General features: G+C 73.0%; 18 protein-coding genes. 13 read left to right on the top strand and 5 right to left on the bottom strand.

Features of this window, described 5'->3' with window-relative positions; all coding sequences use genetic code 11:
• Window positions 1-296 precede the first annotated feature (296 nt).
• On the bottom strand, window positions 297-1,538 hold the full coding sequence (locus tag HW837_RS25465; RefSeq protein ID WP_045557873.1) for a PucR-like N-terminal domain-containing protein: 1,242 nt from the start codon (window positions 1,536-1,538) through the stop codon (window positions 297-299).
• Window positions 1,539-1,541: 3 nt separating this feature from the next.
• On the bottom strand, window positions 1,542-1,694 hold the full coding sequence (locus tag HW837_RS25460; protein WP_177261771.1) for a hypothetical protein: 153 nt from the start codon (window positions 1,692-1,694) through the stop codon (window positions 1,542-1,544).
• 195 nt (window positions 1,695-1,889) lie between these two features.
• Between HW837_RS25460 and pgfA the strand changes: the two genes are divergently transcribed.
• The 11 genes from pgfA (at window position 1,890) to HW837_RS25405 (ending at window position 15,052) form a co-directional block, all read left to right on the top strand.
• The gene (gene pgfA / locus HW837_RS25455) at window positions 1,890-2,867 is read left to right on the top strand and encodes a cell envelope lipid trafficking protein PgfA (RefSeq protein WP_193380039.1); all 978 of its coding nucleotides are present in this window, start codon (window positions 1,890-1,892) and stop codon (window positions 2,865-2,867) included.
• 250 nt (window positions 2,868-3,117) lie between these two features.
• The gene (locus HW837_RS25450; protein ID WP_045557871.1) at window positions 3,118-4,269 is read left to right on the top strand and encodes a glycosyltransferase family 4 protein; all 1,152 of its coding nucleotides are present in this window, start codon (window positions 3,118-3,120) and stop codon (window positions 4,267-4,269) included.
• Window positions 4,270-4,418: 149 nt separating this feature from the next.
• Entirely contained in the window at window positions 4,419-5,099 is a 681-nt protein-coding gene (locus tag HW837_RS25445) for a class I SAM-dependent methyltransferase (RefSeq protein WP_060884830.1), read from the top strand.
• Window positions 5,096-9,553 carry an alpha-(1->3)-arabinofuranosyltransferase gene (locus tag HW837_RS25440; protein ID WP_193380103.1) on the top strand — a complete coding sequence of 1,486 codons (4,458 nt, stop codon included), beginning with the start codon at window positions 5,096-5,098 and terminating at the stop codon, window positions 9,551-9,553. The genes HW837_RS25445 and HW837_RS25440 overlap by 4 nt, the downstream gene beginning before the upstream one ends.
• Window positions 9,550-10,977, top strand: coding sequence for a condensation protein (locus HW837_RS25435; protein WP_193380040.1), 1,428 nt, complete (start codon window positions 9,550-9,552; stop codon window positions 10,975-10,977). The genes HW837_RS25440 and HW837_RS25435 overlap by 4 nt, the downstream gene beginning before the upstream one ends.
• Complete coding sequence (locus HW837_RS25430; protein WP_045557867.1) at window positions 10,977-11,759, top strand: class I SAM-dependent methyltransferase; 783 nt, start codon at window positions 10,977-10,979, stop codon at window positions 11,757-11,759. Before HW837_RS25435 ends, HW837_RS25430 begins: the two co-directional genes overlap by 1 nt.
• A 15-nt stretch (window positions 11,760-11,774) precedes the next feature.
• Window positions 11,775-12,689 carry a hypothetical protein gene (locus tag HW837_RS25425; RefSeq protein ID WP_045558046.1) on the top strand — a complete coding sequence of 305 codons (915 nt, stop codon included), beginning with the start codon at window positions 11,775-11,777 and terminating at the stop codon, window positions 12,687-12,689.
• Complete coding sequence (locus tag HW837_RS25420; RefSeq protein WP_093789215.1) at window positions 12,686-12,955, top strand: Trm112 family protein; 270 nt, start codon at window positions 12,686-12,688, stop codon at window positions 12,953-12,955. Before HW837_RS25425 ends, HW837_RS25420 begins: the two co-directional genes overlap by 4 nt.
• A complete protein-coding gene (locus tag HW837_RS25415) occupies window positions 12,952-13,791 on the top strand; it encodes an FkbM family methyltransferase (RefSeq protein WP_045557865.1) in 840 nt (279 codons plus the stop codon). The genes HW837_RS25420 and HW837_RS25415 overlap by 4 nt, the downstream gene beginning before the upstream one ends.
• Window positions 13,751-14,368 (top strand): hypothetical protein, encoded by a 618-nt coding sequence (locus HW837_RS25410; RefSeq protein ID WP_045557864.1) that lies wholly within the window; start codon window positions 13,751-13,753, stop codon window positions 14,366-14,368. Before HW837_RS25415 ends, HW837_RS25410 begins: the two co-directional genes overlap by 41 nt.
• Before the next feature lie 30 nt (window positions 14,369-14,398).
• Window positions 14,399-15,052 (top strand): hypothetical protein, encoded by a 654-nt coding sequence (locus HW837_RS25405; protein ID WP_234442524.1) that lies wholly within the window; start codon window positions 14,399-14,401, stop codon window positions 15,050-15,052.
• A 41-nt stretch (window positions 15,053-15,093) separates the two neighbouring features.
• Here HW837_RS25405 and HW837_RS25400 read toward each other — a convergent pair whose 3' ends face one another.
• Entirely contained in the window at window positions 15,094-15,513 is a 420-nt protein-coding gene (locus HW837_RS25400) for a hypothetical protein (RefSeq protein ID WP_193380041.1), read from the bottom strand.
• A 171-nt stretch (window positions 15,514-15,684) separates the two neighbouring features.
• On the bottom strand, window positions 15,685-16,491 hold the full coding sequence (locus HW837_RS25395; protein WP_193380104.1) for a nucleotidyltransferase domain-containing protein: 807 nt from the start codon (window positions 16,489-16,491) through the stop codon (window positions 15,685-15,687).
• 312 nt (window positions 16,492-16,803) lie between these two features.
• Between HW837_RS25395 and HW837_RS25390 the strand changes: the two genes are divergently transcribed.
• The gene (locus HW837_RS25390; RefSeq protein ID WP_045557860.1) at window positions 16,804-17,724 is read left to right on the top strand and encodes an MEDS domain-containing protein; all 921 of its coding nucleotides are present in this window, start codon (window positions 16,804-16,806) and stop codon (window positions 17,722-17,724) included.
• The gene (locus HW837_RS25385) at window positions 17,721-18,152 is read left to right on the top strand and encodes an ATP-binding protein (protein WP_313895581.1); all 432 of its coding nucleotides are present in this window, start codon (window positions 17,721-17,723) and stop codon (window positions 18,150-18,152) included. Before HW837_RS25390 ends, HW837_RS25385 begins: the two co-directional genes overlap by 4 nt.
• On the opposite strand, the gene HW837_RS25380 is transcribed toward HW837_RS25385, so the two are convergent.
• Entirely contained in the window at window positions 18,130-20,637 is a 2,508-nt protein-coding gene (locus HW837_RS25380) for a LuxR C-terminal-related transcriptional regulator (protein ID WP_193380042.1), read from the bottom strand. The genes HW837_RS25385 and HW837_RS25380 overlap by 23 nt on opposite strands.
• Window positions 20,638-20,684 lie beyond the last annotated feature (47 nt).

Here is a 20,684-nt window from a genome sequence, read left to right as displayed (position 1 = left end):
GATGTTCGAAATTTCAACGGTCGATCGGCATGACGAACACAGGCTAGTCATAGTGCGCTGACCGGGCAATAACCACGGACGATCGAGAGGGAGTGGGGTGGGGCGGGGTGCGTTGTCGGGTGCGGGTGCGTGGGGCTTCTCGCGCAGTTCCCCGCGCCCCTGAAAAGCAGGGGCTGCGCCCCGTGCTTTGCAGGCCCGCAGGGGCCTGATGTTTTTAGGGGCGCGGGGAACTGCGCGAGAAGCCCCACCGGAGCCGCAGCCGCCCAACCACCCGCACCCCCGAGCTGTTACGCGCCCTATCGCCGCCCGCGCGGATCCCCCAGCTCCCCCCGCAACCGCTGCGCCCGAAGCACCAGCTCCAGCTCGAAGCGGCGATCGGGATCATCGATCTCATCGCCCCAGAGTTCCCGAATCTGCCGGAGACGGTACCGAACGGTTTGCGGGTGCACACCAAGGCGTGCCGCGATCTCGGGCGCGCCCCCACGCGTCTCCAGCCACGCGAGAAGCGTCTCGGCGAGACGGCGGCCGTGGGTGGGACCACAGTGGGCCAGCGGCGCGAGACACCGCAGGGCGAGGTCGTCGATCAGTTCCTCGGGCTGGAGGAGGACGAGCGCCTCGGTGTGCTCGGTGCAGTGCAGCACCTCCCCGGCGGGCAGCAGCCGCCGTTCCATCAGACGCACCGCCGCCTCAGCCCAGCGCAGCGACTTCGCCGCGTCGGCCAGCGGCACCGGCGGTCCGATCGCGCCGGACCAGCCGGTCAGCGCGCGGTGCAGGAGTTCGGGGCGGCCGGCCGCGTCCGGTTCGGGGACGACCATGCGGGGCTGCTCGTACTCCATGTCGAGCAGGACGCCCTGCCCGACGGCCGGCGCCATGGCCTCGCGGGCCGGGCGTAACAGGACCCCGACCGCGACCTTCTCCGGGAGGGTCCAGCCGATCCGGGCCGCGCGTTCGGCGAGCGCGTCGGCCGGGTCGCCCCGATGGTGCTCGGCGAGCAGCAGCTCCATCAGCCGGCGTTGCAGTCGCAGACGCTCGCCCGCCTGCCGGGCGGCCGCCTCCGCGTAGCCGCGCACCGACTGGTCCACCAGGCCGTCCAGATATTCGTATCCGGCGTCGACGAGCTCGTACATCGCGGGCGGCGGGATCTCCACGCGCTGGCCGATCTCCGCGAAGCGACGCCAGGCGAGGCGTACGCCGAGCCGGTAGATCGCCTGGAGCGAGTCGAGGCTGCGGCCGTGCAGGCCCTCGCCGCGGCCGAACTCCTGGAAGACGCCGGGAGGGACGCGCGGGCGGCCCTCGGCGGTCTCCAGATGCTGCACGAAGACCTCGATCGCGCGGCGGATGCCGATGAGGGCCATCGGTTCGCCGGAGTCGTCGAGGACGACGGGCAGGTGCGGGTACTCGCGGCGGATCTCGCCCAGGATCTCCTCGGCGAGGGCGGGTGCCTCGGCCATGGCGATCGCGGCGAACTCGCGTACCTGGAGGCGCGGCACGTCGTGCCACGCGGAGCGGACCGTCACGGTTCCCGGCACACCGGTCACCCCTCAGCGCTCCCGACCGGCGTTCTCGTACGTGATGAGTGGCGTGTTCGGCTGGTCCGGCGTCGCGTCGAGCAGCGCGACGATGCCGAACGCGGCCCCCAGCGCGAGAGCGGCGGCGGCCGCCATGGTGAGCACGGCGGCGAGCAGTCTGGACATCGCAGGGTCAGCCTCTCGGTCGACAGGTCGGCCCCACCCAGGCACCCCGCCGACTCAGTGTCAGCAATGCATTGACACTGCGTCAAGACTCCGCCTACGGTTCCCGGCCCATACGTCACGCGCACCTTCCCCTGGCGTCGTCTTTGCCGCACGTCTACCCGAGCCGCACCTCCCAACGCCCCCTGGAGTGCCCGGATGCGCCGTACCGCCTCACCGTTCTCACTGGTCCTGCTGGGCCTCGGCACCTTCCTGCTGGTGCTCGCGCCGCTGCTCGCGTGGTACGTGGAGCCACGGGCCGCCGTGAATCCGATCGACATCGACACGACCGCCGTCTACACCGGCACGGGCAGCGTCTTCGACGTGGAGCAGGTGAAGACCGTGCCCGACCAGAAGATCACCGTGACCCAGCGAGTGCGCGGCGATGTGGCCGAAAGTGAGCGCAGCGGGGCCGCGGTGTGGGACGTGATCACCTCGGTCGACACCGACGAGTCGCTGCCGGCGGCCGACCCGCACGACGCGCTGGACTTCACCCCGCACCGCTGGGTCAGCGACCGGAAGACCAACCGGCCGGTGCACTGCTGCGACGAGAAGCCGTACATCGAGGGCGAGGCGTACCTGAAGTTCCCCTTCGACGTGCAGAAGCGCTCCTACCGCTGGTGGGACAACACGCTCGGCGCGACGGTGACGCTCCACTACGAGGGCCGGAAGAAGATCCGGGGCTACGAGGGGCTGCGCTTCACCGCGAAGGTTCCGGCCACCAAGACCGGTACGCGGCTCGTGCCCGGCGCGCTCGTCGACGAGCCGACCCGGCCGCAGGTGCTCGCCGAGGAGTGGTACGCCAACCACGGTCTCGAACTGGTCGTCGACCAGAGCACGGGACGGGTGCTCTACGCGCAGACCGGGCCGCGCCGGACCCTGCGGGCCCCCGGTGGCGACGAGGACGCGGCGGTGCTGCTCGACAGCGAGAAGCTCGCGTTCACCCCGGCGACGCAGAAGTTCGCGGTGGACCAGGCGGAGAAGGACAGCGGACTGCTGCGACTGGTGGGGCTGACGGTGCCGATCGGTAGCGCTGTGGTCGGGTTCGTCCTCGCCGCCGTGGGCGCCGCTTTGGTCGTACGTGGCAGGCGGCGCCCCGATACGCCCGAGTCCTCCCAGGCGCCGATCACGATGTGACAGGGCGTCAGTTCAATAAACCCCGGAAATTGTCACGCCGGTGAGTAGCAGCTTCTTACCTCTGGGCGAAAACTGTCCACCCCACCCGAGCACAGCCCACCCACACCTCGCCCACAAGAGCCCACCGGAGAACAGCACAGACCGTAGGAACCAACAGATCCATCCGGACCCCCCTCCCCCCGGAACATCCCCCACAGCGAACGTCCTTCTCCCCGCTGAGTTCCGCACCCCGAGACGAGTTGGAGCACCCATGCCCCAGCACGTGCCGTTCTCGCTGGTCGAGGTGTTTCCGCGCCTGGACCAGCACCGTTCGGCAGGCCCCCCACAGCCGCGCCGGATCGTCTTTCTCGCCCGCCGTGACCTCGGTAATCCGGCGGCGGGGGGCTCCGAGCTCCTCGTCGACCGCCTTGCCGACGGACTGACCGCCCTCGGCCACCAGGTCACCCTGGTGTGCGGCGGCCCCGCCGCCTACCGCGACTACCGGGTCGTCTCCGCGGGCGGCGACCTGAGCCACCATCTGCGCGCCAGATCGACCTTCGCCCGTCAGGTCGGCGACTGCGACCTCCTCGTCGAGGTGTGCAACGGCATGCCCTACCTCGCGCCGCTCTGGCACAACGGTCCCACGATGTGCCTGGTCAACCATGTGCACACGGATCTGTGGAAGCAGCGGTTCAGCGGCCCGCTGGCGCCGGCCGCTCGGCTCGGCCGCAGACTCGAACACTGGTCCCTGACGGCCGCGCAACGCCGGAACCTGCTCGTCGCCGTCTCCTCGTCCACGGCCACCGCGCTCCGCTCGATCGGTGTGGAGCGTGAGCGGATACGGGTCGTGCACAACGGCGTCGAGGAACCCGGGCCGCGTGCCGACCGGTCCTCCGAGCCGCTGTTCGTGGCGGTGGGGAGGCTGGTCGAGTACAAGCGGATCGATCTGCTGCTGCGACTCTGGGAACGGGTGCGGCCGGTCACCGGCGGACGGCTCGTGATCGTCGGTGACGGGCCCGAGCGGGCCCGGCTGGAGGCGATGGCCGGGGCCGGGGTCGAGTTCGCCGGGCATGTCTCCGAGGAGGAGAAGCACCGGCTGCTGTGCGCGGCCTGGCTGCTGCTGCATCCGTCCTCGGTCGAGGGGTGGGGGCTCGTCGTCACGGAGGCCGCCGTGCGCGAGACGCCCTCGGTCGCCTTCGACGTACCCGGACTGCGGGACTCCGTGGTGGACGGGGAGACCGGGGTGCTCGCCCGCGGGGAGTCCTCGTTCGCGGCGGCCTGGTGCGCGCTGGCTCTGTCGACCGATCGGCGGGTGCTGATGGGGAAGGCGGCGCGGGAGCGCGCCGCGCATTACCGGTGGGATCGCACTGTGCGGCAGTTCGGGGCGGTGGCTGCGGAGGCTGTGCGGGGTTGGTCTCGTTGAGCGCCAAATGGGGTGCCTCGACCGACCGTCGGCGACCGCGGGTTGTTCGTGGCTGGTCGCGCCCACGCGGCGGAGCCGCACATGTCACAGCCCCGCGCCCCTATGGCGACCCCTCGCTGCGACGCTCGGTGTCCCTCTTCCGGGCCTTCATGCGGGAGCAGGACGATCCCGAGTACTGCTACTCCCTGCTCGCCCGGGACGCCGTCGATCAGGTCGAGGCGTACGGGGGCGGGCCCGTCGACGGGCTGACCGTGGTCGATGTCGGCGGCGGGAGCGGGTACTTCACCGAGGAGTTCCGGCGGCGCGGGGCGCAGGCCTTTCTCTTCGAGCCGGACCTACGGGAGTTGGGGACGAAGCCGCCGGACGGGGCCGTCGTCGCCGACGGGTATCTGCTGCCCCTCGCCGACGGGGTCGCCGACGTCACCTTCACCTCCAACGTGCTGGAGCACGTCGCCGATCCGCCGACCTTCATCAGTGAGCTGGTCCGGGTCACCCGGCCCGGCGGGCTGATCTACGTCTCGTTCACGAACTGGCTGTCCCCGTGGGGCGGGCACGAGTGGGCGCCCTGGCACTACCTGGGGGCGGAGCGGGCGCGGGCCCGCTATCGGCGCCGTACGGGTAAGGACGCCAAGCACACCCTCGGCGAGAACCTCTTCGCCGTGCACATCGGACGCACTCTGCGGCAGGTGCGCGACCGGGACGACGTCACGGTCGTGTCGGCGCGCTCCCGCTACTGGCCGTTCCTCGCGGAGACCGTCGTGAAGGCGCCGGTCCTGCGTGAGTTCGCCACCTGGAACCTCCTCCTCATCCTCCGGCGGTGTCCACCATGACGAGCACGGTCCAGGCTCCACCTCCCGCGCCGGTACGGCCGCCGGGCACGACCGAGGGACCCCCTCCTGAGGGCCCTCGGTCGCGGCGCTGGCTGCTGGGGTTCTGGGCCGTGGTGTTCGTGCTGCTGGTCGCGGCGCAGCCGGGGCGGCAGACCTTCGACACCAAGCTCGGGGTCACCACCGACCCCTGGCAGTTCGTCTCCGACCTCGGCCAGCTGTGGCACGACCGGGGCGGGTTCGGCGGCATCGCGGACCAGTACGTCGGTTATCTGTGGCCGATGCTGCCGTACTACGGGCTGACCGATCTGGTCGCGCTGCCGGTGTGGCTGGCGGAGCGGCTGTGGCTGTCGCTGATCGTGTCGGTGGCTTTCTGGGGCGCGCTGCGGCTGGCGGAGCGGCTCGGGGTCGGGAGTTCCGCGTCGCGGCTGCTGGCCGCCGGGGCCTATGCGCTGTGGCCGGTGTTCACCACGGTCGTGGGGTCGACCTCGGCCGCCGCGCTGCCGGGGGCGTTCCTGCCGTGGGTGCTGCTGCCGCTGACGAACGAGCGGTACAGCGCGCGGGTGGCGGCCCTGCGGTCGGCGCTGGTCATCCCCTTCATGGGCGGTGTCAACGCCTCCGCGACCCTGGCCTCGCTGCTGCCCGTCGGGCTGTATCTGCTCACCCGGACACCGGGGCCCAGACAGCGGAGACTGATCGCCTGGTGGGTGCCGGGGGTGATCCTGGCGACCGCCTGGTGGGTGGTCCCCCTGCTGCTGCTCGGTTTCTACGGCGAGAACTTCCTTCCGTACGTGGAGAGTTCGCAGACCACGACGGCCACCATGTCGGCGACCGAGGCGCTGCGGGGCGCCGGGAACTGGGTGGCGTATCTGAACTTCGGCGAGCCCTGGCTGCCGGCCGGCTGGTCCGTCGCCGCCTCCGTGCTCGTGATCCTGTCGTCGGCGCTGGCGGCGGGGCTGGGTCTGGCCGGGCTCGCGCGTCGGGACATGCCCGAGCGCCGGTGGCTGGTGCTGACCGTGCTGGTCGTCGCGCTGATCACGCTCGCCGGGTACGGCGGTGTGTTCGGGGCGCCCTTCCACGGCGTGGTCCAGGACTGGCTGAACGGGGGCCTCGCGCCCTTCCGGAACATCTACAAGTTCCAGACCGGGCTGGCGCTGGCGCTCGTGCTGGGCCTCGCGCATCTGGTGGGCGTGGCCGCGCAGGCGCGCGGGGCCCGCCCGGTGCGGGGGCGCCGGTTCGCGCCGCTGGTCGCCGCCGTGCTCGTCGTCCCCGGGCTGCTGTGGCCGTACCTCAACGGGTCGGTGCTGCAGCCCGGTTCGTTCCGGGAACTGCCCAAGTACTGGCAGGCGACGGCCGACTGGCTGGAGAAGTACTCGCCGGACTCGCGGGCCCTGGTCGTGCCGGCCACCGCGCACGGCATCCACACCTGGGGCACCACCGTCGACCAGCCCCTCGACGTGCTCGCCGAGTCCCGCTGGGCGCAGCGCGACTACGTCCCCTTCGGCACGCCCGGCAACCGGCGCGCGATGGACGCCGTCGAGCAGGCGCTGCTCACGGGCGCCGAAGTGCCGGGACTGGCCGACTACTTGAGCCGAGCCGGCCTCTACTACGTCGTCGTCCGCAACGACCTGGACCCCGACCAGATCGGTGCCGTGCCGACCACGACCGTGAAGCGGACCCTGGAGCAGTCGGGGTACGAGCGGGTCACCGGGCTCGGACCGGTGATGACCGGCGGACGGATCACCGAGGGCACCCCGCTCCAGGTCGAGGGACTGTACGCGCGGCAGCGGGCCGTGGAGATCTACCGGCCCGCCGACGACGTGCCGCGCCCCGGTCAGGCCGGGCTGAAGGCGATCGCGGACACGGCCGTCGTCTCCGGCGGGCCCGAGTCGCTGCTGCCGCTGGCCGCGGACCCGGAGCTGCGCGAGAGGGCCACCGTGCTGACCGGCGACAACCATCCCGGCCTCGGCACCCCGGCCGTCCAGGTGATCGGTGACGGGCTGCGCCGGGCGGACACCCGGTTCGGCCTGGTCAACGCCAACACGTCGTACACGTATACGGCTGACGAGCGGAACCCGAGCGGGAGCGTGCAGGACGCCGGTGCGAAGCCGAAGCAGATCCTGCCGGTGACGGGGCTCGACCACCAGACGGTGGCCGAGCTGCGCGGCGCCAAGTCGGTGACGGCGTCCACCAGCGGCAACTGGCTCTTCCATCTGCCGCAGTACGACCCGGTGAACGCCTTCGACGGCGACCGGGACACCGCCTGGGCGGAGGGCGCGGCCGGGTCGGCGAACGGGCAGTGGCTGCGGATCGACTTCGACGGCGGGCAGGACATCCCGGAGACCTTCGAGGTCACGCCGCTGCCGCAGGACGGGGTGCGGTCGGCGCCGACCCGGATCAAGGTGGAGACCGAGCGGGGCTCGCGCTCCACGAACCTCCAGCCGGACGGCTCCACGCAGACCGTCGACGCCCGCCCCGGCGAGACACGTTGGCTGAAGATCACGATTCTCGACTCGGCGGAGCGGCACACCGGTCTCGTCGGCGCGGGCTTCGCCGAGATCGACCTGCCCGGCGTCAAGGTCACCCGGATGCTGCGGCTGCCGACCGACGCCCAGGGCCCCGAGGGCACGGCCGCCTCGGCCGAGATGATCTCGCTGGCGCGGGCCGCCGACCCGACCGGCCTGTCCCCCACGGGCACCGAGCCCGGCCTGCACCGCACCTTCGCCACGGGCACGGCGGGCACGTACGAGATGAAGGCGACGGCCGTCCCCGTGCCGGGCGACGAGTTGGACAAGCTGCTGTACGAGGTGGCTCCCGACCAGCAGACCCGGATGACGGCGACCGCCGACTCCACCGCCTCGCTCGGCGCCGGGCTGTCGCCCCGCAACCTCACCGACGGCGACCTGACCACGGCGTGGATCGCGGGCGACGAGCCGACGATCCACCTCAGCTGGAAGGACAAGTGGCCGGTCGGCTCGCTCGTCCTGGCCCCGGCGGGCGGACTGTCGGCCCGGCCGACCCAGGTCGAGATCAGCTCCCCGGACGGGGCCGTGATCGCCGCCGTCGACGAGAACGGCTGGGTCCGCTTCGACCCGATCAACACCGACCAGCTCGACATCACCGTCACCGAGACGGCCCCGATGACCGTCCACAACCCCGTCGCCGACGACGACCTGCAACTCCCGGTCGGGCTCACGGAGGCGTACGTCCCGGCCCTCGACCAGTACCGCACGCCGCAGCCCGCCCCCACCCGGGACTTCGAGCTGCCGTGCGGCGAGGGTCCGACGGTCGAGGTCGACGGGACGCTGTACGAGACGAGCGCCCGAGGGACCGTACGGGACCTGGTGGACCGCAGGCCGGTCGACCTGACGCTCTGCCAGGACGGCCGTGCGGGCGGCGGGTTGGAGCTGGACGCCGCCGACCGGCACACCTTCGAGTCCGAGGACTCGGGCGCGCTGGCCGTCACGGCCGTGACCCTCACCCGGGGCACGGTCACCGAACCCGCCGTCTCCGGACGGGACCTGGGCATACGGGACTGGCTCGGCGACCGCCGCGCGGTCACCGTCGGCGACGGCGCGGCCTCCTACCTGACGACGTACGAGAACTTCAACGACGGCTGGAAGGCCACGCTGAACGGCCGCGAGCTGACCCCGGTCAGGCTCGACGGCTGGCAGCAGGGCTGGCGCGTCCCCGGCGGCGCGGGCGGCACGGTCAAGCTGTCGTACGAGCCGTCCGTGACGTACGAGGCGGGGCTGATCGGCGCGGGCGTCGCCCTGGTGGCCCTGATCGGGCTGGCCCTCTGGCGCCGCCAGGAGCCCAACCCGGACGAGCCGCAGCCGACGCCGCCTGGCCCCGGCCTCTGGCTCGGCACGATCGCGCTCACCCTCGTCGGCATCGTGATCGCGGGCTTCTTCGCCCTCCTCGTCCCGCTGCTGGCCCTCCTCGCCTGGAAACGGCACACCCTGCTCGTGCCGATCGCGTTCCTCGCGCTGGCCGGTGCGGGGGTCGCGGCCGCGTTCGGAGCGGGGGAGCCGGTGGCCGCGGACGAGGGCGCGTTCGGACACGTGGCCCAACTCCTCGCGCTGATCGGCCTGTTCGCGGCGCTGGTGAGCGTGGGCGCCGATGTCGCGGCCGCGCCCGAACGGCCCCGCGCCACAAGGGAGTTCGAGCGGCCGCCGGGGGCGGAGGCGCCGACGGCGCCGCTGCCGCAGCGGCGACGGTTCGGCAGGACGCTGAACGGCGGGCCGGGCGGCGCGGGAGCCGGAGGCGGCGGCCAGGTCGCGAGCCCGACGATCTCGGCACGCGGCCCGGGCGCCCCGCGAGAAGACCCTGACACCCCGACCCGCCGCATCCCCCTCACCAAGCCGAGGCCGAACACGACACCGGTGGAGGACGGGGACGGCAGGGGGGTCGACGGTACCGGGCACGGCGATACGGGAAGGGGGGAGCCGGGATGACGGCGCTGGACCGGCCCGCGCGGGACGACGCCGCGCCGGGGCCCGTGCGGATCCCCTTCCCGGTGGTGGACGAGGTGTCCCGCCACTGCCACCAGGAGAAGGAGCCCGAGACCGTCCACATCGAGGTCCACCTCCCCGGCCGGCTCGACCCCGACCGCCTCCGCACCGCCTTCACGGCCGCGCTGCGCCACCACCCCCGCATCCTGATGCGCGAGGCCCCGGGGCACTGGTACCGGCGCCGCTACGAGTGGGAGCTGACGGAGGAGCCGGAGGTCGAGGTGGTGACCTTCCTGCCGGCCGGCCCACACGCGCTGCGGGACGCCCGGACGCGGGCCCTGATGGAGGCCCCGCCGCTGACCCTCTCCCCACCGATCCGCCTGGAGGTGGTGGAGGGCGCGGGCCCGGCGGTCGGCAGCGAGGCCTCGGACGCGGTCGGCCTGACGGCACCCCACCACACCCCACCCCACCCAACACCAGCCGCCTCCCACACCCCCACACCGCCCAAAAACCCCGGCACCGTCCTCTTCCTCACCATCAACCACACCGCCCTGGACGGCCCCGCCTGCCTCCGTATCCTCGCCACCGCCGCGCAGCTCTACGGCGGTCAGGACAACGCCCCCACCGCCCCACCCGTCCGCCCCACCCCCACCCAGGACGCACCACCCCCGGCCGAGACCGCGCCCCCCTCCAACTGGGCCCGCCCCGCCCGCGTCGCCCCCGGCACCCCCGAGCCCTCCCCCGGCAACGGCCTGCTCGTCACCGAGCTGCCCGTCCCCCGCCGCCCGAAGTCCGCCCCGTACACCGTGAACGACCAGCTCATGGTCACCACGGCCCTGATGCTCGCCCACTGGAACCGGGAGCACGGCGCCCGCCCCCGCCCCCTCCGCATCACCATGCCGGTGGACGACCGCACGCGGGACACGGACATGCCGATAGGCAACGGCACCCGCCTGGTCGAAGTCCCCTTCTCACCGGAGGAGTTGCGACCGGACGCCACCCCGCTCGCCGTACTCCTGCGCCGCACGGCCGACCGCACCCGCGCCCTGAAGTCCCTCCCCCGCCCCCAACTCGGCCACGGCGCCTCCCTGTTGACCGCCCCGGTCGTCCCGGTGTCCTGGCGCGCCGCCCTCACCCGGGGCCTGCGCCGCGCGGCCGCGCCGTGGACGTCGACCACCCTGCTCAGCAACATCGGCCGCGTCCCGTACTCGCTGGACTTCGGCGAGGAGGCCGGCCGCGCGCACGCCGTCTGGTTCTCGGCCCCCGCCCGTATGCCCCGCGGTCTCACCGTCACGACCGCCTCGACGGCGGGCCGCCTGCACCTGGCGCTGCGCTGGTCCCGGGCCCTGCTCAGCCACGGCGACGGCGCCCACCTCCGCGACCTCTTCGAGCACTATCTGCACGCGACGGAAGAGGACATCGAGTGATGCCGACCACCAAGTCCACCACCACGTCCACCACGACATCCGCCCCCACGACAACAGCCGCCCGGAGCGGGGGACTTCGCGACTTCTACGAGGACCCGGCCGTCCCGGTCGCCTCCGGCACCCCCCGCAGCCTCGCCCAGGCCCGCATGCTCGCGGCCGCGCTGGGCCCGGCGGCCCGCACCGGCCCCCGCACGATCCTCGACATCGGCTGCGGCGACGGCACGGCCGCGGCCACCGCCGCGCCCCTGCTCCCCGGCCACCGCATCATCGGCGTCGACTGGTCCCAGGACGCCCTCCGCCGCGCCCGCACCCGGATCCCGTACGCGATCCGCGGCGAACTGGCGGACGGCGGGCTGCCGTTGCGGTCGGAGTCCGCCGACGCGGTGCTGTTCAGCGAGGTCGTCGAGCACCTCGTCGACCCGGACGCGGCCCTCGACGAGATCCGCCGCGTCCTGCGCCCGGGCGGCCATCTGATGCTGTCGACGCCCAACCTGGCCGCCTGGTACAACCGCGCCCTGCTCCTCGCGGGCGTGCAGCCGGTGTTCTCCGAGGTGAGCCTGCGCGGCATCCACGGCCGCCCGGGGACGGAGGTCGTGGGCCATCTGCGGCTCTACACCGCCCGCGCGCTCAAGGAGTTCGTCGCCGCGTCCGGCTTCGAGGTCGTCCGGCTGCGCGGGGCGCCCTTCCACGGCGTACCGCGTCCGCTGCGTCCCCTGGACCGGCTGGTCTGCGCGGCCCCGTCGGCGGCGTCGATCCTGCTGCTGCACGCGCGGAGGACGTAGCCGATGTGGTGGGGAGTGGCCGCGGCCCTGTTGGCGAACGCGCTGTACAGCACGGGATTCGTCCTGGAGAAACGAGCCCTCACCGCGATGCCGCAGGTGACCGTCCGCGAGCCGGTGAAGCTGCTGCGGCTGGTCGTCGGCAGCCCGCTGTGGATCGCGGGCTCCCTGTCGCTGGCCGCCGGGTTCGCCGCCCAGCTGGTCGTCTACCGGACGCTGCCGATCGCCGCCGCGCAGGGCATCTTCGTCTCGGGCCTGGTGCTGCTGGTCCTGCTGTCGGCGCGGCTGCTCGGGGAGGAGACGACGGGCCGGGAGCGGTACGCCCTCGGGGCCATCCTCGCCGCGCTGCTGATGGTGGTGCTGTCGCTGGACGAGGGCACCGACACGGTCAGCCGCGAGGCGCCGTACGCGCTGGTCCTCACGATCTGTCTGCCGGCGCTGGCGGCGGGCGTCGGCCTGTACCGGTCCGCCGAGCGGCGCGCCCGGCACCGGCACCGGCTGCCGACCACGGGCGTCGAGTACGGCGTGGCCGTGGGCCTGCTGTACGGCGTCAGCTCGCTGGCGATCAAGGGGGTGTCGAGCCGGCTGACGACCGGTGGGATCGGGGACGCGGTCGTCGGCCTGCTGCGCTCCCCGTACCCGTATCTCCTGCTGTTCACCGGCGCGTTCGGTCTGGTGATGTCGCAGGCGGCGCTCCAGCGCTGCCGGGCCTCGCTGATCGTGCCGGTCTGCACGACGGTGACCTGCCTGTTCACGGCCGTGCTCGGCACGCTGTCGTTCGGCGAGTCGCTGCCCGACGATCCGCTGCGGCTGACGCTGCGGCTGTCCGGCACGGTGCTGGCGGTGGGCGTCCTGCTGAGCATGCCCAAGCACGACAGCCCTCCGCCGGCCTCCCCCTCCCCCGCACCCGCCAAGGAGTTGACCCCACCTTGAATCCCGACGACCCGTTGCTCCAGATCCTGGCGTGCCCGCTGGACAAGGGGCCGCTGCATCTGGTGGTCCACGAGGAGGAACGGCCCGGTGCCGCCGGTGCCGGTGCCGGTGCCGCCCGGGCTCCGGAATCGCTCTACAACCCCCGGCTGCACCGCCGTTACCCGATCGTCGACGGCATTCCGCAGTTGCTGCCGTCGTCGGGCGAGCAGGTGACGGAGGACGAGCACGCGAGGCTCACCGAACTGCTGAGGGAGTCGGACGCATGACCACACTCGCCGCGCGGCTCGCGCCGCTGCTGCCGGAGCGGGCGGTCGCCGCGACCGCCCGGCTCGTCTATCCGCGCTTCGAGCCGGAGCTGTCCCGGCTGGACGAGCTGTGCCCGCCGGGGTGCGGCACGGCCGTGGACGTCGGCGGCTGGTACGGCCCCTGGACGCGGCGGCTGGCGGCACGTGCCGGGCGGGTGGTGACCGTGGAGCCGGTGCCCCGGCTGGCCCGGCTGCTCGTCTCGTCGGCCCCCCGCAACGTCCGTGTCGTGCAGGCCGCCGCCTCGGACCACCCGGGCACGGCCCGCCTCTGGCTGCCGCCGGGCGACGACGGCGGGCGGGGTCTGTCCTCCCTGGTCCGCCGGGACATCCACGGCCGGGCGCTGGACGTCCGCTGTGTGACCCTCGACGGCCTCGGTCTGACCGATGTCGGCTTCGTCAAGATCGACGTCGACGGCAACGAACTGGCCGTCCTGCGCGGCGCGTCCGGCCTCCTCGTCCGGGACCGCCCGGCGCTCTTCATCGAGCTGGAGGCCCGTATCCAGCCGATCGCGCCGGTCGTCGACCTGCTCGCCGGCCTCGGCTACGCCGGCTGGGTCCTCCCCTCCGGCACCTGGCTCCCGCTGGACCCGGCGACCCTGGAGGCCCACCAGGCGCGTACGTCGCACCTGGCGTCCAAGGGGCTGCTCCGGCGGGTCCTGCCGTTCTCCGGACCCCGGTACGTCAACTCGGTGCTCTTCCTGCCGGACGGGCGCCGCCCGGGTGAGCCTGCCGCCGCGTCCGGCGCCGTGGGCGACCATGGAGGGCATGTCCTCCGCGAAGCGCCCCGGGCCGGATAGGCCCTCCGGTCCGTTCACCCCGCTCGACTTCCAGCTCGTGCTGCTGCGCCGGATGGCCGACCACAATCCGGAGCTCGTCGAGGACGCCCGGCGCGAGCTGGGCGTCTCGGTCGCGCTGATGCGTGAGGCGAACCGGCGGTGGCAGGCCATGGTGCGCTCGCCCCGCGGCCGGGGGTCGGCGTCCCGGTACCGGTCGGTGCTGGGCGCGCCCGAGTCCGTGACCCGGCGCAGCATCGGGGACCTGGACTGCGAGGCGTGGCTGTGGCCGGTGCCGCTCTGGGACGACCTCCGCTTCGAGGTGCTGCTGGCGCCCAACGGGGCGGTGTGGAACGAGTGGCTGGTGCGGGCCCCGGGGGCGGCGGGGCCCGAGCCGCGCGCCGTGGAGGATCTCACGCCGTGGTCCTGCACGGTGGACGAGGTGGCGCGGGCGTTCCCGCCGGCACGGCCGTTGGAGGGCACGGCACCGACGCGGTGGGGACTGCGGTTCGTCGCGCCGGACGGGGACGGGGTGCGGCGGGAGTGCGTCGCGGAGTTCACGTGGGGGCTGTTGCAGAGGGTGGTGATGCGGTCCGCATAAGATCACGGCCTGAGGGGTGGTGGCATGGTCATGAGGAAACAGCGGTGGTGCGTGGCGATCGCGGCGGCACTGCTGCTGGCCGGCTGTGGCGGTGGCGCGGAGAGCGACAGCTGGAACGGCAAGGCGGTGGCGCTCACGAAGGAACAGGTTCGGGAGACGTTGCCGGACGGCGGGGCCATGACGCGTTGGAAGGCGTCCCATCGGACCACGACCGTTGAGATCGACAAGCTCAACTACCGTTCGGAGGCCTGCCCGATCAAGGACAACGCGGGCTGCGAGAACTCCCGCTTCTTCGGCGCTTCGACTTTCCGGCACAACGACGCCGCCACCGTCACCTTTCTGATCATCGCCTACGACAGCGAACAGGCCGCCCGCAAGGCGTACGACGTGCTCTGGGACGGCTACTACGGCAAGAAGGCGGGACAACGGGCCAAGACGTTCAGCCTCGGACCGATCGGTGACGAGCGCGACGCCCGGTTCGGTTCCTCCGGATTCCAGGGCGAGCCGGGCGCCGTGACCCAGACCCGGGTCGGCACGACACTGCTGTGGACGCTGGCGTCTTCCCTGGACACGAACGAGAACGGCGTCGACGAGGACGGTGTCCGAGACCTGGCCACGGTGCTCGCCAGGCGAGCCCGCCAGGCCCAGAACGGGGACACGCCTTCCGCCACGCTCAACGGCTGACCGGGCGACTGCCACCCAGGCTCTGCCGCCGACGAGGATTCCTAGGCACAGCCCCCCGGTTCATCCTCGGTCGGCACGAACTGCATCGTGGGCATCCCGGCGGCATCGAAATTGGCGGTGTCCGGACCGATCAGCGTCATGTAGCCGGCGAGCTTCTGGCTTCCTTGTGAGGACGGCTCCCCCTTGACCTGCTCGGCGCCGAGGAACACGGAGTCCAAGACCCACCAACGGCCGCCGAACTTCACCGATTTGATCCCGCAGTGCGTGTAGATGTCGTACGGGTACGGCTTGTGCTGCTGGGGATCCGCCGGCCCTTCCTGCCACTTGTCCTTGACGACGGTACGGGCGGGCAGGGTCGGGGCGGAGGAGTCGTCGCCCCGCTCGTCGGACGGTGACGAGCACCCTGAGAGCAACAACCCGGCACTCAGAAGCAAGACTGCGAAATGGCGCGATACGTTCATGTATCTCAGACGCTACAGGTGCGTGTTCCGTTCAACCCTGCCGCGTCCGTTCCGTCTCGGCCCACGCGAGTCCACCGAGTCGGATCATGCGGTGGCCGCAGGTCAGAGCGTAGGCCCTGCCCGCTGCCAGGAGGCGTTCGAGGGCCTGCGCGAGTGGCTCGGCCCCGGCTGTCAGAGGCGTGGGGCTTTCTCGCCGTGCACGGCTGTGTATTCGGCTGCGAGCCACGGTCCGAGGTCGTTGATGAGCATCCCGAGCACCGCCGGGTCGGGTGTGGGCGCACGCCCAGTGGACGCGGCGACACGCATCTGCCCGACGCGCTCGGGGTAGTAGCGGCCGAAGAGCTCGGCGGACTGGTCGAGGTCGCTGGTCCAACCGCCCCATCGGGGCATGATCAGGGTGAATCCGGTGCGGACGACGCGACGGCCGACAAGACGGCCGAGGGTCCGGCGATCGGCGTCCGTGGTGGCTTCGGCCGCTCTGGCACGCCAGCGTCGAAGCACGCGGGCGAGGTCACCGTTGGTCTCCCGCGCGAGCAGGGCTGTGGGGCGGTAACGGGGCAGTTGTTCCGCGAGGTCAGGGCCCAGCAACGGGGTGCAGAGGCAGGCGATGAAGAATCCGGCGTCGTGACGTTCGACGTCGCTGAGCAGACCCCGCGTGCCGGTCAGCAGGATCCCGACGCCGTCGATCTGCGGGAATGCGCGGTCGAGTACGGCCTCGATCGCTCTGGCGTCAGTGCGGTCGGCTTCGGTGGGCTCGTCGTGGAGGGCGAGTTGGAGGTCGAGGTCGGAGACTCCGGGGGTGGCGGTGCCGCGGGGGATGCTGCCGTAGAGGTAGGCGCTGTGCAGGCGCGTTCCGCCGAACGTCTCGGTGAGGTGAGCGCGGGCGGCATCGACGACGGGGACGAACGCTGCCGGCACTCGGTCCAGTGCGCCTTCGCGTGCGATCGTTCCGTCGCGGTCCAGCCCTCGTTCGTTCATGCGGCCACTGTGCCTGGTGCTGTGGTGTGCCGCTTCGAACCCTCGGACCGTGCGTCGAGGCGGGTGATCCGCAGGCAGGGCCCGCCACTTGCGGCCGGTGTCGACGCCATGTCGGATCGCGTCGTCGGGGGGTGCGGCAAGAGCGAAACCCTCCGGTCGCGCCCGGTCGGACCGCGCACATTCCCGATCGGACTTCTCTCCGATCCGTCCCGAAACCGGCCCGAGCGGAAGATTGGCGATCATCCGGCCGACGGCGGCGCCGGTGGGCCTACTGTCCGTGCAGAGTTCTGATCCTCACGGGAAGGCGCCCCCATGACGACGCAGCACCCCGCGGAGCGAACCGTGCCCGTCGAGCGGCTGCGGCTGGGGGACCACGCGTGCATGGGGCCGGGTGACCTGGAGGGCGCCGGGGAGTCGCCGTGGAAGGTCTTCACCGCGTACACCCGCACGAGTCTGGCGCGCGGCGAGAAGGTCCTGCTGGTCATGGACCCGGACGACATGAGCGACGACGAGGTGGTCGCCCTGCTGGACCGGGGCAGCGGGCAGGTGGCGGCGGCCAGGGACGACGGCCAGCTGTCGGTCCGGCGCAACACGGAGATCTACGTGCCCGACGGCCGCTTCGAGGAGCGCCGCACCATCGACACCTACGCCGCCGAGGTCGACCGTGCCTGCGACGACGGCTGGGCGGGGCTGCGGGTCACCGCCGACATGAGCTGGGCGCCCCGGGTCAACCTGGGCCACGACCGGCTGCTCGACTACGAGGCCTCGGTGGCGCCGCTCTTCGCGGACCCGCTGTTCACCGCGATCTGCTGGTACGACCGTCAGCGCTTCGACGACGCGCTGACCTCCCGCGTCGGCAAGGTCCATCCGCTGCGGGTCATGGAGCGCCTGGACTCCCTGGAGGTCATCGGGACCCCGGACGGCGGCCGGATGGCGGGCACCGCCGAGCTGGGCACCCGCAGCGAGTTCGTCGAGGCGCTGCGTGAGGCGCTGGAACACCGTGACGACTCAGGTCCCAGCCACTTCGTCCTCGACCTGCGCGACCTGTGCTTCATGGAGGCCCACTGCGCCTGGCAGTTGATCAGCCTCGCCGCCTCGCTCCCGCCCGGCAGCGAGGTCACCGTGCGCTGCGGCGAACTGCTGGGGCTGGTGCTGGAGCAGCTGGGCGCCGACGAGGTGCCCCAGCTGCTGGTCCGGGTGGAGGGCGACGGGGACGAGGGAGGCACCGGGTGAGCGAGGGGCTGAGGCTGCGGATGGAGTTCCGCGTCTGCGAACTCCCCCTGGTGCGGGTCCTGGTGGAGGAGGCGGCACTGCGTGCCCGGCTCACCGCCCCGGCCAGGGCCGCCTTCGGGCAGGCCGCCGTGGAGATCGCCACGGACGCCGCCGCCCGGGGCGCCGACCCGGGAGTCGTCGAACTGCGGGTGCGGGACGGCGAGTTGCGCTGCGAGGTGAGGTACGGCGGCGCGGTCCTCCCGGCGGGGCTGCCCGAGGGGCGCGGCCCGCGTCTCGCGGAGTCCCTGCTCGCCGGGATCGGCGCTGCCGCCCGGATCGACGTCCACGACACCCCCGGCGGCACCTCGGTCACCCTGTCCGCCCCGCTGCCCGTGCCACCGCCCGCCCCGGTGCGTACGACGCCCGCTAGAGCCCTGCCCGCGCGCTGAACCAGGCGGCCACCTGACTGCGGTTGTGGAAGCCCAGCTTCACGAGGATGCGTTCGACATGGCCCTCGGCGGTCCGGCGGGCGATGACGAGGTGGTCGGCGATCTGCTTGTTGGTGCGGCCCTGGGCGACGAGGGCCGCGACCTGGAGTTCACGCCGGGTCAGCGGCACCGGGTCGACGACGGGGGCGGGCGCCGGGGCCTTCGTCGACGCCGGGGCGCGGGCCGGCCCGCCGGCCGTGAGGGAGCCCTCCCGCGGGCCCGAGGAGGAGTTCCGCGCGGGCCGGCGTACGGCGGACACCTCCCCCGTACGTGCCACGGCGCCCGCGCCGTCCCGGCCGTCGTCCGTCCTCGGCGTACGGGCGGGGCCGTCCCGCCGCCCGCCCGTACGCGCGGCGGAGGCGGGTCCCGCCGACGGCTCGCCCAGCGCGTAGGCCACCGCCTGCTCCGCCGTCAGACGGCCGCCGCGCCGGTGGGCCAGGGCGTAGGCGTGGTCGCCGAGGGCGAGGCGGGCGTGGTGTTCGGCGGCGCGGGGACGGCCCGGCCGGTGGTCGTCCATGGGGTTGCCGCCGATGTCGTGCCAGATCCGGTCGACGGCGCCGCGCAGCACCCCGGCCCGCTCGGCGTCGCCCGCCAGCGCCTCGGCGGCGGCGAGCAGATCGAGGGTACGGGCGAGACTCTGGTGCTGGCTGACGGTGTACGGCAGCCGCAGACAGGCGCGGGCGTGCTCGGCGGCCCGGTCGTACTGCCCGGCCGACCAGTGCGCGAGGGCGAGGGTGCGCAGCGCCCAGGACCGGGCCCACTGTTCCCCGTGGGCCTCGCAGAGGGCGACGGCCTCGGCGCACAGCGGGATCGCCTCGTCGGCGCGGCCCCGGCTGACCAGGGTGCAGGCCAGTTCGACGCGGGTGAGGACGACGAAGGCGGTGGAGGCGCGGGCCCGGCCCGGGGCGAGGGCGCCGGCCGGCACGGGCGGCGGCGCGGGCACCGGGAGTTCCTCGTCGGCGTCGGCGGCGGCCCGCACCGGGTCGAGGCCGGCCAGGACGGCGGCGGAGCGGCTGTGCACCAGGGAGGTCAGGGCGCCCGCCCACATGGCGCGGGTCAGGGCCACGTCGGGCCGGGCGCCGGCGCGCAGGGCGCCGTCCATCCAGTGCCGTCCCTCGCCCCAGATGCCGCCCGCGACCCAGTGGAACCACAGCCGGGCGGCCAGCCGCAGCCCGTGCTGGGCCTCACCGGGGGTGGTGAGGCAGAAGTCCAGGGCGGCCCGGAAGTTGTCCTGGTCGATCCGGATGCGTTCGGTGATCTCGGTCTGGTCGGGGCCGAACCAGGCCTGCTCGTACTCGGCGCCGAGGCGCGCGAAGTGGTCCCGGTGGCGGCGCCGGGTCTCGGTCGCCGCGCCCAGGGCGTGCAGTTTCTCCAGCCCGTAGTCGCGCAGCGACACCAGCAGCCGGTAGCGGACCTGGCCGCCGTGCTCCTCCCGGACGAGGACCGACTTGTCGACGAGCCCGGCGACGGCGTCCAGCACCGCGCACGGGGCGATCCGCTCCCCGGTCCCTGCGTCCTCCCCGGCGCAGACCGCCTCGGCGGCGGCCAGGTCGAAGCCGCCGACGAACACCGACAGCCACGCCCACACCAACTGCTCCTGCGGGGTGCACAGTTCATGGCTCCAGTCGACGGCGGAGCGCAGGGTGCGATGGCGGGGCGCGGAGGTCGGGCTGCCGCAGGTCAGGAGCTGGTAGCGGTCGTCGAGGCGTTCGACGAGCTGGTCCACGCCGAGGGCCCGCACCCGGACCGCCGCCAGCTCGATGGCGAGCGGCAGCCCGTCGAGGCGGCGGCAGAGCCGGGCCACGGCCTGCTGGTTGGCCTCGCCGACGGTGAAGCCGGGGACCACGGCCGCCGCCCGGTCGGCGAACAGCCTGAGCGCGGGGAAGGACTCGACCGCCGACGAACTCGTGGACGGGCTCAGCTCCTCCGGCGCGGGCGCGGGCAGCGGCGGCACCTCGAAGAGCTGCTCCCCGGCCAGCCCGAGCCGGTGTCTGCTGGTGGCGAGGATCCGTACGCCCTCGGTGGCCGCCAGCACGGCCTGGGCGAGGACGGCGCAACTGCGCAGCAGATGCTCGCAGTTGTCGAGCACGATCAATAAGCGTCGCTCCCGCAGATGGTCGACGAGGATCTCCAGCGGGGGCCGCACGGTCTCGTTGCGGACGCCGAGCGCGTCGTTGACGGCGTGCGGGACGAAGGCCTCGTCGCTCAGCGCGGCCAGCGGCACGAGCCACACGCCGTCCGGGAAGGCCCGTGCGACCTGTCCCGCCACATGCCCGGCGAGGCGGGTCTTGCCCACCCCGCCGGGTCCCGTCAGCGTCAGCAGTCTGCCCGCCGACAGCAACCGTCTGACATCGGCCGCCTCGTCCCGCCGCCCCACGAAGCTCGTCAGCTCCGCCGGGAAACCGGAAGTGCGCCGCGACTCCGATCCGCCCACGATGCTGGTCACGCCCTCAGTTGTGGTTCCCGTACGCGCTGTTGTAACCCCGAAGGGTA

This window comes from Streptomyces caniscabiei (assembly GCF_014930365.1).
Taxonomy (GTDB): domain Bacteria; phylum Actinomycetota; class Actinomycetes; order Streptomycetales; family Streptomycetaceae; genus Streptomyces; species Streptomyces caniscabiei.
Note: the sequence above shows the minus strand (reverse complement) of the source record. Positions and strands in the feature narration are given on the sequence as shown.

What these genes read in the sequence shown, in the direction of transcription:
- HW837_RS25460 (WP_177261771.1), bottom strand. Translation starts at nt 1,694, where the DNA reads ATGTCCAGACTGCTCGCCGCCGTGCTCACCATGGCGGCCGCCGCCGCT.
- pgfA (WP_193380039.1), top strand. Translation starts at nt 1,890, where the DNA reads ATGCGCCGTACCGCCTCACCGTTCTCACTGGTCCTGCTGGGCCTCGGC.
- HW837_RS25450 (WP_045557871.1), top strand. Translation starts at nt 3,118, where the DNA reads ATGCCCCAGCACGTGCCGTTCTCGCTGGTCGAGGTGTTTCCGCGCCTG.
- HW837_RS25445 (WP_060884830.1), top strand. Translation starts at nt 4,419, where the DNA reads ATGCGGGAGCAGGACGATCCCGAGTACTGCTACTCCCTGCTCGCCCGG.
- HW837_RS25440 (WP_193380103.1), top strand. Translation starts at nt 5,096, where the DNA reads ATGACGAGCACGGTCCAGGCTCCACCTCCCGCGCCGGTACGGCCGCCG.
- HW837_RS25435 (WP_193380040.1), top strand. Translation starts at nt 9,550, where the DNA reads ATGACGGCGCTGGACCGGCCCGCGCGGGACGACGCCGCGCCGGGGCCC.
- HW837_RS25430 (WP_045557867.1), top strand. Translation starts at nt 10,977, where the DNA reads ATGCCGACCACCAAGTCCACCACCACGTCCACCACGACATCCGCCCCC.
- HW837_RS25415 (WP_045557865.1), top strand. Translation starts at nt 12,952, where the DNA reads ATGACCACACTCGCCGCGCGGCTCGCGCCGCTGCTGCCGGAGCGGGCG.
- HW837_RS25410 (WP_045557864.1), top strand. Translation starts at nt 13,751, where the DNA reads ATGGAGGGCATGTCCTCCGCGAAGCGCCCCGGGCCGGATAGGCCCTCC.
- HW837_RS25405 (WP_234442524.1), top strand. Translation starts at nt 14,399, where the DNA reads ATGAGGAAACAGCGGTGGTGCGTGGCGATCGCGGCGGCACTGCTGCTG.
- HW837_RS25400 (WP_193380041.1), bottom strand. Translation starts at nt 15,513, where the DNA reads ATGAACGTATCGCGCCATTTCGCAGTCTTGCTTCTGAGTGCCGGGTTG.
- HW837_RS25395 (WP_193380104.1), bottom strand. Translation starts at nt 16,491, where the DNA reads ATGAACGAACGAGGGCTGGACCGCGACGGAACGATCGCACGCGAAGGC.
- HW837_RS25390 (WP_045557860.1), top strand. Translation starts at nt 16,804, where the DNA reads ATGACGACGCAGCACCCCGCGGAGCGAACCGTGCCCGTCGAGCGGCTG.